Origin of the sequence: Coprococcus sp. AF38-1 (assembly GCF_003603945.1) — a bacterium.
Lineage (GTDB): Bacteria > Bacillota > Clostridia > Lachnospirales > Lachnospiraceae > Coprococcus > Coprococcus aceti.
Map to the genome: position 1 here is coordinate 113,512 of NZ_QVGO01000007.1, position 13,956 is coordinate 127,467.

General features: G+C 39.4%; 16 protein-coding genes. 7 read left to right on the forward strand and 9 right to left on the reverse strand.

Going from position 1 to position 13,956, the window contains the following annotated elements; all coding sequences use genetic code 11:
* The first annotated feature begins 161 nt into the window (after window positions 1–161).
* The 4 genes from DW025_RS11555 to DW025_RS11570 all read left to right on the forward strand — a co-directional run bounded on the left by DW025_RS11555 (window position 162) and on the right by DW025_RS11570 (window position 1,862).
* Window positions 162–449: a chorion class high-cysteine HCB protein 13 gene (locus DW025_RS11555; protein ID WP_117549292.1), complete on the forward strand. Its 288-nt coding sequence runs from the start codon at window positions 162–164 to the stop codon at window positions 447–449.
* A gap of 167 nt (window positions 450–616) precedes the next feature.
* Window positions 617–1,099 (forward strand): hypothetical protein, encoded by a 483-nt coding sequence (locus DW025_RS11560; RefSeq protein WP_015533924.1) that lies wholly within the window; start codon window positions 617–619, stop codon window positions 1,097–1,099.
* Between the two features lie 2 nt (window positions 1,100–1,101).
* On the forward strand, window positions 1,102–1,356 hold the full coding sequence (locus tag DW025_RS11565; protein WP_117549296.1) for a hypothetical protein: 255 nt from the start codon (window positions 1,102–1,104) through the stop codon (window positions 1,354–1,356).
* A gap of 164 nt (window positions 1,357–1,520) precedes the next feature.
* Entirely contained in the window at window positions 1,521–1,862 is a 342-nt protein-coding gene (locus DW025_RS11570) for a helix-turn-helix domain-containing protein (RefSeq protein WP_165854785.1), read from the forward strand.
* Window positions 1,863–2,035: 173 nt separating this feature from the next.
* Here DW025_RS11570 and DW025_RS11575 read toward each other — a convergent pair whose 3' ends face one another.
* From DW025_RS11575 to DW025_RS11590, 4 genes are all read right to left on the reverse strand, one after another.
* Window positions 2,036–3,238: a tyrosine-type recombinase/integrase gene (locus DW025_RS11575; protein WP_120000017.1), complete on the reverse strand. Its 1,203-nt coding sequence runs from the start codon at window positions 3,236–3,238 to the stop codon at window positions 2,036–2,038.
* Window positions 3,239–3,320: 82 nt separating this feature from the next.
* Window positions 3,321–3,500: an excisionase gene (locus DW025_RS15490; RefSeq protein ID WP_081445676.1), complete on the reverse strand. Its 180-nt coding sequence runs from the start codon at window positions 3,498–3,500 to the stop codon at window positions 3,321–3,323.
* A gap of 4 nt (window positions 3,501–3,504) precedes the next feature.
* Window positions 3,505–4,578, reverse strand: a complete 1,074-nt coding sequence (locus DW025_RS11585) for a replication initiation factor domain-containing protein (RefSeq protein WP_165854786.1) — start codon at window positions 4,576–4,578, stop codon at window positions 3,505–3,507.
* Between the two features lie 94 nt (window positions 4,579–4,672).
* Window positions 4,673–5,002, reverse strand: a complete 330-nt coding sequence (locus DW025_RS11590; protein WP_120000018.1) for a hypothetical protein — start codon at window positions 5,000–5,002, stop codon at window positions 4,673–4,675.
* 247 nt (window positions 5,003–5,249) lie between these two features.
* Here DW025_RS11590 and DW025_RS11595 point away from each other — a divergent pair, with 247 nt between their 5' ends.
* Entirely contained in the window at window positions 5,250–5,933 is a 684-nt protein-coding gene (locus tag DW025_RS11595; RefSeq protein ID WP_120000073.1) for a helix-turn-helix domain-containing protein, read from the forward strand.
* A 135-nt stretch (window positions 5,934–6,068) separates the two neighbouring features.
* On the opposite strand, the gene DW025_RS11600 is transcribed toward DW025_RS11595, so the two are convergent.
* The 5 genes from DW025_RS11600 to DW025_RS11620 form a co-directional block, all read right to left on the reverse strand.
* A complete protein-coding gene (locus DW025_RS11600) occupies window positions 6,069–6,746 on the reverse strand; it encodes a hypothetical protein (RefSeq protein ID WP_120000020.1) in 678 nt (225 codons plus the stop codon).
* Between the two features lie 23 nt (window positions 6,747–6,769).
* Complete coding sequence (locus DW025_RS11605) at window positions 6,770–7,639, reverse strand: hypothetical protein (RefSeq protein ID WP_120000022.1); 870 nt, start codon at window positions 7,637–7,639, stop codon at window positions 6,770–6,772.
* On the reverse strand, window positions 7,636–8,541 hold the full coding sequence (locus DW025_RS11610; protein WP_120000024.1) for a DNA-methyltransferase: 906 nt from the start codon (window positions 8,539–8,541) through the stop codon (window positions 7,636–7,638). The genes DW025_RS11605 and DW025_RS11610 overlap by 4 nt, the downstream gene beginning before the upstream one ends.
* A gap of 321 nt (window positions 8,542–8,862) precedes the next feature.
* Window positions 8,863–11,280, reverse strand: a complete 2,418-nt coding sequence (gene leuS / locus DW025_RS11615) for a leucine--tRNA ligase (protein ID WP_055146959.1) — start codon at window positions 11,278–11,280, stop codon at window positions 8,863–8,865.
* Between the two features lie 133 nt (window positions 11,281–11,413).
* The gene (locus tag DW025_RS11620) at window positions 11,414–11,914 is read right to left on the reverse strand and encodes an NUDIX hydrolase (RefSeq protein ID WP_015533927.1); all 501 of its coding nucleotides are present in this window, start codon (window positions 11,912–11,914) and stop codon (window positions 11,414–11,416) included.
* A 191-nt stretch (window positions 11,915–12,105) separates the two neighbouring features.
* On the opposite strand from DW025_RS11620, the gene DW025_RS11625 reads away from it, so the two are divergent.
* Together DW025_RS11625 and hslO are read left to right on the forward strand one after the other, a co-directional pair.
* Window positions 12,106–12,909 (forward strand): class I SAM-dependent DNA methyltransferase, encoded by an 804-nt coding sequence (locus tag DW025_RS11625; protein WP_120000026.1) that lies wholly within the window; start codon window positions 12,106–12,108, stop codon window positions 12,907–12,909.
* A 142-nt stretch (window positions 12,910–13,051) separates the two neighbouring features.
* Window positions 13,052–13,936: an Hsp33 family molecular chaperone HslO gene (gene hslO, locus DW025_RS11630; RefSeq protein WP_120000028.1), complete on the forward strand. Its 885-nt coding sequence runs from the start codon at window positions 13,052–13,054 to the stop codon at window positions 13,934–13,936.
* Window positions 13,937–13,956 lie beyond the last annotated feature (20 nt).

Here is a 13,956-nt window from a genome sequence, read left to right on the forward strand (position 1 = left end):
ATAGTAAGTCTGTTTTTAGAACATCGAATTGGATGTCTTATGGCGGCTTTATAACACATTTTAGATATCTTACATAAAATAAAATATTTTTTGAGCAAATATGTAACACATCCTGTTTATGCGAATATGTTAAACCATGAACAAAATAATGGAGGCTTACCATGAGTGATTTATCGGCAACACAGTGTGCCTGTGGCGGTTGTGGCTGTGGCGGCAGAAATGGACTTTCTTGCGGAGGTTCCTGCGGATGCAATAGTTGCACTCTGATCATCATCCTTCTCCTCTGCTGTGGCGGCTGCGGCGGCGATGGTTTCGGTTTTAATGGCGGTTGTGGCAATGACAACAGTTGCATCTGGATCATCCTTCTCTTATTCTGCTGCGGTGGCTGTGGCAATAACAACGGATGTGGCTGCGGCGGCTGCGGTGGCAATGATTGCGGCTGCTGCTAAAAGCGGACTCACCACGATCTATAAACGGGATATCGGGCAGAATGACTGTCCGATATCCGCAAAAAGTGGCCAGCAGGAGCAATTCTGCTGGTATTTTTTTACTAAAAATCAATAGAATATAGTATAGCTGTCTTACCAAGTGATCACTGCATGAAACGGAGCTTCATATGTTTAATGGCAACTTCCATCATCCACTGGACAACTTAATAAAAGATGATCGCCTGTTCATGATGGAGGCCATTCTCCCATTTGTGGATGACCGTATGAAAGCTCCTCTGGCAATGTACATAAAGATCATGGAACTTCAGACCATATTGAATGCCCTGCGCGATACAAATTATGTAAACTCCTGTGGACTCCACAAAGATATAAACAATCAGGATGATATACTGTCATCCCTTGCCGGGTGTGGATTTCCCGATATCAGGGACCAGTTTGCCAGCATGAAAAAAGCCATGGATATGATGAAGACCATGGAGGCCATGAATACACAGCAATCCACGGATTCTCTGTACCGGCACTATCAAAGCAGAACTGCCTCTGAAACCGAGGGCGAAGAAAACTACGACAACACTGAATCCCAGTCATCCCAGGATATATACAGCTCCGTCAAAGACCTGTTTGAAAAATATGATATGGAGGGATATTAAACATGAATCTTCAAAATGACCCAAGACTTAAAAGCATGCACCCGCTAAAAAGGGAAATTCTTCTCAGATTATCCAACTCCCAGTCAACCATGACACCGGAACAGATGCTCCCCCAGCTAATGGAGATCAACAAAGAACTGCAGAAAAGGGATCTCTCCTTCAGCAGAGCAGAGTCCGAGATCGTTCTGGATGTGCTGAGCGAAGGCATGTCTCCACAGGAAAAACAAAAGATAAATATGATAAAGTCCATGCTGTAAAAAATGCATTTCAATAAATGTAACACAATTTTATTTTTGTTGCTGTCGGCTATAGTTTCATATTTTTGTACCTGATAGTTTCTGGCTGGCGATACCGTTATTGACAGATACTATTTGCATAAAATGTAGCTGATAGATATTATTTCAGCAAGATGGAGGTTATTGTGATAGATATCTTTGACTTGGGATTGCGGATAAGAAATGTGCGAAAGGCTCATAATCTTACTCAGGAACAGCTTGCCGAGAAAATAAAAGTGTCTCCTCATTATGTGTACGAGATTGAGCACGGATATAAAAGTATGAGTATATATACTCTTGCCAATATTGCAACTGTTCTTGATGCGCCACTGGATTTTCTGGTATTCGGAAAGGAACCCGTCACCACCCCCGGGAACAAGGATTATATCACTCATGATGATCTTGACAGACTGGTGGAATCGATACCGCTGTACAAACGTGACAGTGCATACAGCGCACTCAAGAATCTGCTGCCTTATCTGAAATAAATGATAATCCGATATATTAAACATCAAGAAAGCCACATGGATTTTTCTCCATGTGGCTTTCTCATGTTTATAGTTTTTTTATTTCATAACAATATTTATATCTACTCGAAAATGTTGATTTTACGCTGTTTTTCGCTATCTATCTTATGATTTACTCCATTTTTACTCCAATTTTAAGCCAATATTTTCAGTTCGGCTACTTCTTCTTTTTTCTTTTCTTCTGAAACGTGCGTGTATAAATCGGTTGTCATTGCCAATGTGGAGTGACCTAAGAGTTTCTGCACTACCTGTTGGTCTACTCCATTTTCATAGCACCTTGTAGCGTATGTATGTCGTAGAGTGTGACAGGTAAATAGTTCAAATATCTTCGGCTCTCTCTTTTCTTCCTTTGCCAGTTCAATCTCTATTACATTGATTTTCGCTACATAGTCTTTGATTGCACTATTAACGTTGTAATAATAAACCGGCGAACCGTCCGAACAGGTAAATACCAAATTTTGAAATTCTTTATGCTGTTTCCATATCGAGCGTTTCCACATCTTCTGTTCTGTCTGCTTTATCTTCTGATTTTGTAAAATCTCATACACTTCATCTGTCATTGGAATTGCACGATTACTAGACATGGTTTTTGCAGTCGTGTAGAAAAACTTCGAACCCTCAACGGGACTGGAAGCCTTTGAATAATGGATTGTCTTATTGATTGTAATTTTTCTTCTTTCAAAGTCGCAATCTTCCCATTTCAGTCCAAGCACTTCTCCAATCCTACAACCTGTTGTCACGGCAAATTTTAGAACATTGATGTGTATGTAGGAAGAAGCAAATGTAAAAAATTTTTCCTGCTCCTCTCTTGTTAATACACGCCTTTCCTTTTTCACTTCTTTCGGCATTTCCACACCGATACAAGGATTTTTTCTGATGTATTCACTCAACACTGCCTTATCGAGCATATCGTTTAACATAAATCTGATATTTGATACAGTTCCATGTGCAAGACCATTGTCTAACAAATCATTCAAAAACTTCTGAACGTGATATGTTTTAATGTCCTGCAAATACATCTTCCCGATGGAGTTCTTCACTCTTGAATTGTAGTAACTGTGATTTTTATATATCGTAGTCATTTTAACTGTTTTCTTCTTATACAACTCCGTCCACGTTACATACCATGCATTTAAAGTGATACTTTCGCCATTGCCATTCAAACCATGTTCATCTTCATAAACCGCTTCTCGCAACTTCCGTTTCAACTCATTTAGTTTAAAATCATAAAGCGTTTTTCGTTTCCCTGTTTTGCTTGTAAATCTTGCAATATAGCGTCCGTCTGCTCTCTGTGAAATTCCCTTACCGAGTTCTTTGCCCTTTAAATCTTTACCCATACCAACTTTCCTTTCTTCTACTGAAAGAAATATGGTAAAGTAAATATTTCAATTTTCATTATATCGACACCTCATTTTCTTTTCAAGCCCTTTTGCATTGATATTCCAGCCATTCATCAAGTAATTTCTTATTTGCATACAACCGATTACCAATGCGTACTGTAAATCTATTTTTAGGATTGTTCAACAATTCTCTTGCCTTTGTTTTCCCAATCCCCATATACTCACAAAATTCATTTATATTTAGTAATGCTTTCTCGATACGATTACCCCCTTTCGTCTAATTTTCTTGCTTTTATGTAATCATCATACAACTGCTTTTGTGTGATATTCATTTCTCCATTTGCTATAAGATTAGCAATATAATCTCTCTGCTCTATCTTCCCAACTTCTGCAAACAATTTCAAAGACGGGGCAACATATTTTTCTAACCACTCCCATACCTTTTGCAGACTTTTCTTCTGTGGTTGCATAGTAAGTTTGACCTTGCCTATGTCTTTCATCAATTCCGCCCATGCTCGATAAGTGGGATAAAGCCTTTTTCTTGTTGTCATACAGTCTGTTGGCTTTTCCAAAAATCGTATTTTACTGTTCAATACTTCCATTGCCAGCCTTGCTACATCTTTATATCTCAATAATTCCTGTACTACACTAACTGCCATTTCCCGCCGAAATCTCAATTCATATCTATTCCAATTTTCGTCTAATTCTATTCCATATTTTTTACTCTGTTCATATCCCTTTTCATAAAACACCAATCTCAAATTACTGGCTGAACTACCGATATAAAGACTGCCACCTTTACTCTGAAATACATCTTCTTTCAATTCTCCCGAATCATGAAAATCTATCTCCCGTAACTTTGAAGAAAGCAATCCCTCTTTTGTCCGTATAATCAAATCGGGAACACTCAAATACGGTTTTCTGTCGTCTATCGCCAAATCAATCCGAGGGAAATTGATATGATACTGACAAACTCTGTTAAAAAAATCAAACCAAGTTTCCTCATTGAGTTGTAAAAAATTCTCATAGTTGCGACAGCCTTTCCCACTCATTAAAATCTGAAATCCTTGATACTGTGCATTTCCTGTTGGTTTTAGTACCTTGATATTATCAAAGATTGCCACAACCTCATGTCCTGCAATTCCTTTTTCATAGCCTGTTACCGTCATAAGTTCCAACGGTATTCTCAGTACATCTTCTATAACTACTTCTAACGGAACTTCCTTAATGGTCACCTGACACCAATCTATCAAAGCACTTAATTCTTCTTTCTGTCGTATTACTCCCCTGTTAGTATAGGGGAGTTCTGGAAGAAAACTTCCGCTTCTTTCTTCCAAATTTCACATACCTCCTATCTGCAATGGCGTTGCCATTGCCCTACCCTCAACCTGCCGTTTGGTACGTCAGAAAGAGGGCAGGAACTTTGACCACCTACATATTTTTATTCGGAACAGGACGGATACCTTTACAGGTAATCTTTTCCACTAATACCGGAAAGTTTCCTCTCTGCACATAAGGGGCATATACTGGTTCTTCCAGTTCTACCACCGCATAAGGCTCAATCTTCGGAAGTTCCGTTGCTTCCAAACGAATATCCACGCTGTTCCCAATTTTCATGCTTCCGAGATGAAGTTTTAAGGCTTCCACATCCTCTGTTTTCTTCTTGCTGTCTTTGTCATAGCGGTAACAGTTGTCCGCACCCATAAAACGAAGTTCTCCAAAAGCTTCTTTTACCTGTTCTTTTGTCAATGTAATCTGCATACTCGTTCCTTTCTCCCCGTTGAACCGATAGGTCAGTTTCTCATATTTTCATTTTCCTATTACGACGTCGTTTTTGTTCAGTTATTTCTGAACTTAGTTTTATATTAGCATAAATATGTTTATTCCGCAACAGAAAGTTTAGTTTTTTATGAACTTTTTGTTTTCTTTTTTCTGAACTTATGATATAGTGTCCTTAGACGATATGATATGAGAAGTTATAATGAGATATGGAAAGAGAGGTTTTCAGATGAATACAATCGCAGAACGGATTAAATTTGCCATGAAAGCAAAAAATAAAAAACAAGTGGATATAGTCAAAGATACTGGTATCAGCAAAGGAGCGTTCAGTTCCTATCTTTCGGGACAATACAATCCAAAAGCCGATAAAATGGAACTAATTGCCGACTCTTTAGATGTAGACTTGCGGTGGCTTTACGGACAAAATGTGCCCATGGAACATACAACCCCAAATGATAACGCTCTGCAATATGTCTTTTACAACAACACCTGTTCCGAGTATCTTCTTGATAACTTAGATGATATATATATTGCCATGATGACCCAATATGCCGCTCTCATTCCACGCTTTTATGTCCTTGTCAATCGTGGTGGAAATGCAATGCACATACTTCCATTATTTTTGAAAGAAGATAGCTCTCAATTCTACGAATGTCCGTCTGATTTCTTCTATTCCAACAGGCATACTATTTTTACAAGAGATTTTGAAAGTATTCATATGGTATTAACAACCGCCACGATTTACTATTATGGAATTGATACAAAGACGTATAAACCAGAAGTTACCAAACTTGCCTACTCACAAGCTGACGATTGCTTTTACATCGACAACGGAATACAAGACGCTCACATAAAAGCATTTGAAAAAGAACAAATAAAAGAAGCTCTTTACTTAAAATATAATGCCCAATAACAAACAAGAGGACTTGCAAGGTTTCTGACCTTTCAAGTCCTCTGATGTATCATGGTGCTGTTGATTGTGTCCGTTCCGTCAAGGACTGCCCTACGGCGTATCGGCTTCGCCTTGTTCCTTGACCTCACTACATTTCTATTTATACATAAGTTTATAATATTTTCCACTCAATTCTTTATTGATTTTTTCTACAATTCTATTCGATACAGAAGTTATAACTATTCTTTCTGTAGTAGTATCACTTTCTTCAAATTCTCCGGGAACACTCTCTTTCTTTCTGTCAAGTATCAAAGGTTCAATTTCTTCCAAAAAGTGTTCCATAACTCTATCATTTTTTCCTGTTCCATCTTTATACCACTTAAAATGCCAATAATGTTTTTGCACAGCATTCTGCAATTCCAATAGTGGTTCATATATAGAATGGAAAATATACTTAAAATTCTTTTTCCCAAAATCAAACAAAAAATCTATATCTCCAAGACATGAATCCCATTCGATTTTATCACTATCGACATACTCTAATAAAAAATCTATTTTTTCTTCTAATGTCATATTAAATTGATATTGATTTATTTGTTTCAAAATTTTGTTTGTATAATAATAAAATTTTTCAAGAATCCTTTTACGCTCTACTTTATACCCAATTATCGAAGATATTAAGGTTAATACTGCGCCACCAAATATACCAAGAAGAATATTACACCAAAACTCAGCTTCTTTTGAAGAAATAATATAGTGTAAAATTAAACTTCCTGCAAAAGTTATTATTGTTAATAACCCTGTTATATAAATTGAATTCTTATAAATTTTCATTTCTATTACCTTTATACAAATTTTCAAACATCTTCACATAATAAATAATCTAACGATTTTATATGTTCTTTTAACAAATCATCAGTTTTCATAATTGGACGCAAATCACAATAATACACACCATCTAAAGGATTCAAACCAATAGTATATGCCTTAAAATGCCCTGTCAAAAATGTTTGACCTGTTTTATAATTTGGTTCTTTTCCAGCTCGTTGTACATCATGTAAAAAGATTGCAAAATGAGGTGTATCTGTGTTAGTTAAACGATTATACATCAGTTTATCCAAAAAAATCTTATCAATTCTATCTTTACTTGATGTTTTAACCGAGCCTATCGCAACAATTTCCCCTTCTACTTTTATTTCTATGTCATTCTGATAATTCATTTTTTCCACCGATTTTGGTACAGGAACACTCAAAGTTTCTGAATCTATCGTAAATCCCAACTGTCTTATAATCATCTGCATTAAACGTTCAAACAAATCACCGTTCACTTTTCTTGATGTATTAGTTTTAGAAGATGGAAGGGCATCTAAAGCACAACCTATTGTCTGTTGCGTAGTATAAATAAAATTATTGATTTTTCCTCTTGCTTCTTCATCATCTTTTATATCTCTTATATTTGTAAGAATTTTCTCAAAATCCGGTGCTATACTTTCATATTCTGCAAGTTTAAAAAATAATTCTGAATTAACAGGGCGAGTTATGTTATACTCTCCGTCTCGTCTATACTGAAAAAAGCGATAATTATTTTCATTTTTAGCTACCAATTCTGCCTGCAATTCTGTTTCAATAAATTCTAAGTAATATTTTGCAAATTCTACATAATCTCCAATCGTTTCAAATCTTTGCTTTTCTGAAACCCATGACATTAGTTCCCATAAAGTTTTCATCGTATTGTCTCCCTTCTTGATACAATAGATTTATCATATTGTATCCATTCCTCTATTGTTTTTCTTTGAATTTTTTCTAATCTTTCAACAGCCCAATTTAAGTATTCTTCACTTTTATCTATACCTATCCATTGCCTTTCTAATTGTTTGGCACATACAGCAGTTGTTCCGCTTCCAACAAATGGATCTAATATAACATCTCCCTTGTTAGACGAAGCTAAAATAATTTTACGCAACAATTCTTCTGGCTTTTGTGTTGGGTGTGGGGTTTTTTCGCCCATTCCATTACATGTCGTAGGAATTTCTATCACATCTTTAGGTTTTGCTCCTAATGGATTTGGTGTCCACGCCCCTCTTTCTTTTCCATTTCCATACTGGCTAGTTTTCGCTTGCGTACGTGCTGGATATTTCAATGTATGAGCATTATATGGAATTCTTACAGAATCAACATTCATTATATGATTTTTAGACTTTCTTAAACACAAAATACTTTCGTGACTTCGTCCCCAATCATTCCCTAAATTTGCCTTATTCTTATAATACCAAATTAGCCATCTACAATTATAAAAGTATTTCATTGCTGGATGGTGAATATCTGCTAATATTTCAGAAAATCCACATACATATAATGTCCCCGTATCTTTTAAAATTCTGCTTGCTTCTTTAATCCATTTATTTGAAAATTTAATATATTCTTCTTGGTTTTCAAACGTATCCCAATCCGCTTTTTTTATCGAATATGGTGGGTCTGCAAAAATCAAATCTACCGATGAATCCTTAATTCTTTTTAAAACTTCTATACTATCTCCTAAAAATAAACAACCCTTTTCTTCTGTATAAAAAGGATTCGGTGCTGTTCTTTTTATAATATTTTGAAATTCTTTTGAAATTCCTTTTGGCATTCCGTATCTATCCTCATTTCATACTATTTTTTCTATACTTTAAATTATATCATATGCCTGTATCTCATTCTATAAGTTTATAAAAACAGCGTAAGCAGTGTTACCACTGTCTACGCTATTTTGTAATATTATTTTGAAATATTTACTCCATTTTCTTTCAACTTTTACTCCAAATTTACTCCATTTTAAAAATCTATTACGATATTTTGCGGTATTCTACGATACCTTTTCTTTGAAGAAAAATGTCTGCAAACCTTGATTTTCAGCGAACTTTTCAATATTTCCAAGCACTTTATTCTATTGTGAGATTTTCTTCTCAAATTATTTCATAACAATATTCACAATACGTCCAGGAACATAAATCTCCTTGATAACGTTACCTGTGAGCTTGTCGGCGATCACTTCCTTAGCCTTTGCGATAACCTCATCCTTTGGATCCTCCTTGCCGATCGCAAGTGTTGCCTTAGTCTTACCGTTGATCTGTACAGCGATCTCTACTGTTGACTCTACTGTCTTTGCCTCATCGAACTCTGGCCATGTCTGCTGATATACATATCCGCCATAGTTCTTTACTGACCACAGCTCCTCTGTGATATGAGGTGCAACAGGGTTTAACAGGATGAGCAGTGTCTTGAACTCATCTGCTGTAACGCTTCCCTTCTTGTAGAAGTCGTTGAGAAGTGCCATCATGGCTGCGATAGCTGTGTTGTACTTCAGGTTCTCGAAGTCATTTGAAACCTTCTTGATAACCTGGTGCATCTTGGTCTCCATATCCTTGGAGTAGCCCTTCTCGTCTGTCACACTGTCCTGAAGCTTCCATACTCTGTCGAGGAATCTTCTACATCCCTTGACACCATCCTCTGACCATGAAGCTGCAAGGTCAAATGCTCCGATGAACATCTCGTAAGTACGAAGTGTATCTGCACCGTATACATCTACGATGTCGTCAGGATTTACAACGTTGCCTCTTGACTTACTCATCTTCTCGCCGTTCTCACCGAGGATCATACCATGTGATGTTCTCTTCTGGTATGGCTCTGGTGTAGGAACTACGCCCTGATCGTACAGGAACTTGTGCCAGAATCTTGAATACAGAAGGTGGAGTGTTGTATGCTCCATTCCTCCGTTGTACCAGTCAACAGGAAGCCAGTACTTGAGTGCCTCCTTGCTTGCAAGAGCCTCTGTGTTGTGAGGATCTGTATATCTGAGGAAATACCATGATGATCCAGCCCACTGTGGCATAGTATCCGTCTCTCTCTTTGCAGGACCGCCGCAGCATGGACATGTGGTGTTTACCCAGTCTGTCATAGCTGCAAGTGGTGACTCGCCGTTGTCTGTCGGCATGTAGCTGTCTACCTCTGGAAGAAGCAACGGAAGCTGGCTCTCGTCGATAGGTACATAACCACACTTATCGCAGTGAACGATAGGAATTGGCTCACCCCAGTATCTCTGACGTGAGAATACCCAGTCACGGAGCTTGTAGTTTGTCTTTGCCTGACCGATACCCTTCTCCTCCAGGAACTTTATCATCTTCTCCTTTGCATCCTTTACCTCAAGGCCGTTGAGGAAATCTGAGTTGATGAGCACTCCTGTTGCCACATCTGTAAATGCAGCCTCATTTATATCTACTTCCTCGCCATCCTTTGCAACAACCTGAATGAGTGGAAGTCCGAACTTCTTTGCAAATTCCCAGTCTCTGTCATCATGTGCAGGAACCGCCATGATAGCACCTGTTCCGTAGCTCATGAGTACATAGTCTGATACGTATATAGGGATCTCCTTGCCATTTACAGGGTTGATGGCTGTGAGTCCGTCTATGCATACACCAGTCTTATCCTTTGCAAGCTCTGAACGCTCAAAGTCGCTCTTCTTCGCTGCCTGCTCACGGTATGCCTCGATGTCTGACCAGTTGCCGATCTCGTCCTTGTACTTGTCAAGGATTGGATGCTCCGGTGAAACTACCATGTATGTTACTCCGAATAATGTATCGCATCTTGTTGTATATATGCGGAGCTTGTCCTCTTTGCCCTTTACTGAGAAATCTACCTCAGCTCCTGTTGAACGTCCGATCCAGTTCTTCTGTGAAACCTTTACACGCTCGATGTAATCCACGCCGTCAAGTCCTTCAATGAGCTTGTCTGCGTAATCTGTGATCTTGAGCATCCACTCAGACTTAACCTTGCGGACAACCTCGCTGCCACAACGCTCACATACGCCGTTGACAACCTCCTCATTTGCAAGACCAACCTTACATGATGTACACCAGTTGATAGGCATCTCCTTCTTGTATGCGAGACCAGCCTTGAAGAGTTTGAGGAATATCCACTGTGTCCACTTGTAATATTCAGGATCAGTTGTGTTGATCTCTCTGTCCCAGTCGAATGAGTATCCAAGTGAGTGGAGCTGTTTCTTGAATCTTGCAACATTCGTCTTGGTTACTTCCTTTGGATGGATCTTGTTCTTGATCGCATAGTTCTCTGTAGGGAGACCAAATGCATCCCAGCCCATTGGATACAAAACGTTGTAGCCCTGCATTCTTCTCTTTCTTGCTACTATATCAAGCGCTGTGTATGGTCTTGGGTGACCTACATGGAGTCCCTGACCTGATGGGTATGGGAACTCAACTAACGCATAATACTTTGGTTTTGAATAATCATCTGTAGCAGCAAATGCCTTGTTGTCATCCCAGACCTTCTGCCACTTTCCTTCAACGACTTTGTGGTTGTATGTCTCAGCCATTTTTGAAAATGCCTCCTTGAAATTTATCTTTTCAGGCTTTATAACGCTTTTTCGCCCGATTCCTCTCTAATCTTAACTATATTAGCATATATGCTGTGTTTTTCAAACTGTTTTTTGGTATAAGCAGCCCGGCTTATTCAAACACTTTCTTGATACTGTCATAATGAAGGAAGATTCCCTGCTCTGCATATTCTTTTATCTCATCCAGCGTTGCCAGCTTAAAACCATCAGTCTCCGCCTCCTGAGGCCTGATATCTATTTCAGAAAAATCTCCAGTAAACTTATAGACATCCACAAAGTAGTTGTCCTTCTCATCCGGGTTATCTCTCCTATATGTAAACTGCAAGCCTCCATCGAAATCACTTACGTCTATGCCTGTCTCCTCTATCACCTCTCGTCTGACAGCCTCTATGGATGACTCTCCTGCCTGCACTCCGCCGCCGGATACCTCCCACCAGCCTGCTGCCCACGCCTTTGTCATGACACGCTTGGTAATCAGATACTTTCCCTCTCTGTTCTGGAGCACACCGAGCACTGTGAGGTGATAATCCCCCGGTTTCATATTCCAGTCATTTCTCTTCATCGTGCGCCCTGTAGGCTGCTTGTTTACATCGTAAATATCCCAGTATTCCATCTCTGCTTGTCCTCTTTCTGATTTTTATATTTGTTCTGCCCAGTAACATAATAAATGCTATTTTAAGTTTCTTCAACAATCATTCGAATTTTATGCATAATTATTTATTGCAGTTTACTATAAAACTTAAGCTGTGGTACAATTCAAACTGTTATCAAGAGATTTGACCAGCGCAGGCTGAAGGAGGAAGCATGAACGCTTATGAGGTATTCGCCAGTGTCTATGATGAACTGATGGACAACATTCCATATGATGACTGGTGCACATATATAATAGAAGTTTTGAGAAAATACGGAGTGAACGAAGGGCTCATATGTGAGCTTGGATGTGGCACCGGAGAGATAACGGAAAGGCTTGCGGATGCCGGATACGACATGATCGGTATCGACAATTCATATGAGATGCTTGAGGTGGCAAATGAGAAAAAGCTGGATACAGGACATGAATCCATCTTATATCTCATGCAGGACATGAGGGAGTTTGAGCTCTTCGGCACGGTAAATGCCATCGTGTGCGTGTGCGACAGCATCAACTACCTGACAGAACTTTCCGATATCACCCATGTATTCAGACTGGCAAATAACTATCTTGAATCAAGGGGCATATTTGTCTGTGACTTCAAGACCCGCCACTACTTTAAGGACGTGGTAGCCGACAGCACCATAGCCGAGGACAGGGACGACGTGAGCTTTATCTGGGATAACTACTACGATACGGAAACCGATATAAATGAGCTGGCTCTCAGCCTGTTTCTCCCAGAATACCCAGAATCAGGCATTGAGCCGGATGATGAGTGTCCTCTATACAGGAAGTATCAGGAATTCCATTATCAGCGAGGCCTGACCCTTGATGACATGAGGAAATGCGTTGCTGACTCAGGCATGGAGCTCGTCGCCATGTACGATGCATTTACATGGCAGCCAGCCACAGATTCCAGTGAAAGGGTATACGTGGTTGCAAGGGAGACACACCAGGATAACAAACACTATGAATAGGCTTGTCTTATCATCATTCATAATATAAAATGGTGAAGATTGTCCAATATATCATTATTATAATGCGATTATATATAGAGATAACCGGACAGATTTCAAAATGTAACAAAACTAATCAACATAGAATAGCGAGGTATACAACATGAGCGATCATATAATAAGAGGTATGGCAGCGAACAATCAGGTAAGATTCTTCGCCGGAACAACAAGAGATATCGTGGAAACCGCAAGGTCTATCCACAACACAAGCCCTGTGGCTACAGCCGCACTTGGAAGACTGCTCACAGCAGGAGCACTTATGGGAGCACAGTGCAAGAACGAGTCCGACGTACTCACACTTCAGATCCAGTGCAACGGACCGATCGGAGGACTTACCGTAACTGCAGACGCACATTCAAGAGTCAAGGGTTATGTAAACAATCCAAATGTAATCCTCCATGCCAATGACAAGGGCAAGCTGGATGTTGCAAAAGCCCTTGATCTCGGCGTACTGTCAGTCATCAAGGATATAGGTCTCAAGGAGCCTTATGTAGGTCAGACCCAGCTCGTGTCCGGTGAGATCGCCGAGGATCTGACATACTACTTTGCAACATCAGAGCAGATTCCAACATCGGTTGCTCTTGGTGTTCTTATGGAAAAGGATAACACAGTAAAACAGGCAGGCGGATTCATCATCCAGCTCATGCCATTTGCATCGGATGAACTCATCGATGTCCTTGAGAAGAGACTCAACGAATTCTCTTCTATTACAAGCCTTCTTGATGCCGGCAAGAGTCCTCTTGACATCATCAAAGATGTATTTGAGGGATATGATGTGGTCGTAACCGACGAGCTTCCTACAGGGTGGCACTGCAACTGTAGCAAGGAGAGATACTACAATGCGGTACTCAGCCTCGGAAAGAAGGAGATTGCAAGTCTTCTTGAGGAGGGCGAACCTATAGAGGTCAACTGTCAGTTCTGCAACTCTCATTACAAGTTCTCACCTGACGAACTTAAGGAGATGCTGCTCAAGGCGGCTGCAAAATAATCATTTTTCCGCCATTTGCC

Bases quoted from the DNA above. Each gene is read 5' to 3' on its own strand.
- DW025_RS11555 (WP_117549292.1), top strand. From the start codon at position 162: ATGAGTGATTTATCGGCAACACAGTGTGCCTGTGGCGGTTGTGGCTGT.
- DW025_RS11560 (WP_015533924.1), top strand. From the start codon at position 617: ATGTTTAATGGCAACTTCCATCATCCACTGGACAACTTAATAAAAGAT.
- DW025_RS11565 (WP_117549296.1), top strand. From the start codon at position 1,102: ATGAATCTTCAAAATGACCCAAGACTTAAAAGCATGCACCCGCTAAAA.
- DW025_RS11575 (WP_120000017.1), bottom strand. From the start codon at position 3,238: ATGGGTAAAGATTTAAAGGGCAAAGAACTCGGTAAGGGAATTTCACAG.
- DW025_RS11590 (WP_120000018.1), bottom strand. From the start codon at position 5,002: ATGCAGATTACATTGACAAAAGAACAGGTAAAAGAAGCTTTTGGAGAA.
- DW025_RS11595 (WP_120000073.1), top strand. From the start codon at position 5,250: ATGAATACAATCGCAGAACGGATTAAATTTGCCATGAAAGCAAAAAAT.
- DW025_RS11600 (WP_120000020.1), bottom strand. From the start codon at position 6,746: ATGAAAATTTATAAGAATTCAATTTATATAACAGGGTTATTAACAATA.
- DW025_RS11605 (WP_120000022.1), bottom strand. From the start codon at position 7,639: ATGAAAACTTTATGGGAACTAATGTCATGGGTTTCAGAAAAGCAAAGA.
- DW025_RS11610 (WP_120000024.1), bottom strand. From the start codon at position 8,541: ATGCCAAAAGGAATTTCAAAAGAATTTCAAAATATTATAAAAAGAACA.
- leuS (WP_055146959.1), bottom strand. From the start codon at position 11,280: ATGGCTGAGACATACAACCACAAAGTCGTTGAAGGAAAGTGGCAGAAG.
- DW025_RS11620 (WP_015533927.1), bottom strand. From the start codon at position 11,914: ATGGAATACTGGGATATTTACGATGTAAACAAGCAGCCTACAGGGCGC.
- DW025_RS11625 (WP_120000026.1), top strand. From the start codon at position 12,106: ATGAACGCTTATGAGGTATTCGCCAGTGTCTATGATGAACTGATGGAC.
- hslO (WP_120000028.1), top strand. From the start codon at position 13,052: ATGAGCGATCATATAATAAGAGGTATGGCAGCGAACAATCAGGTAAGA.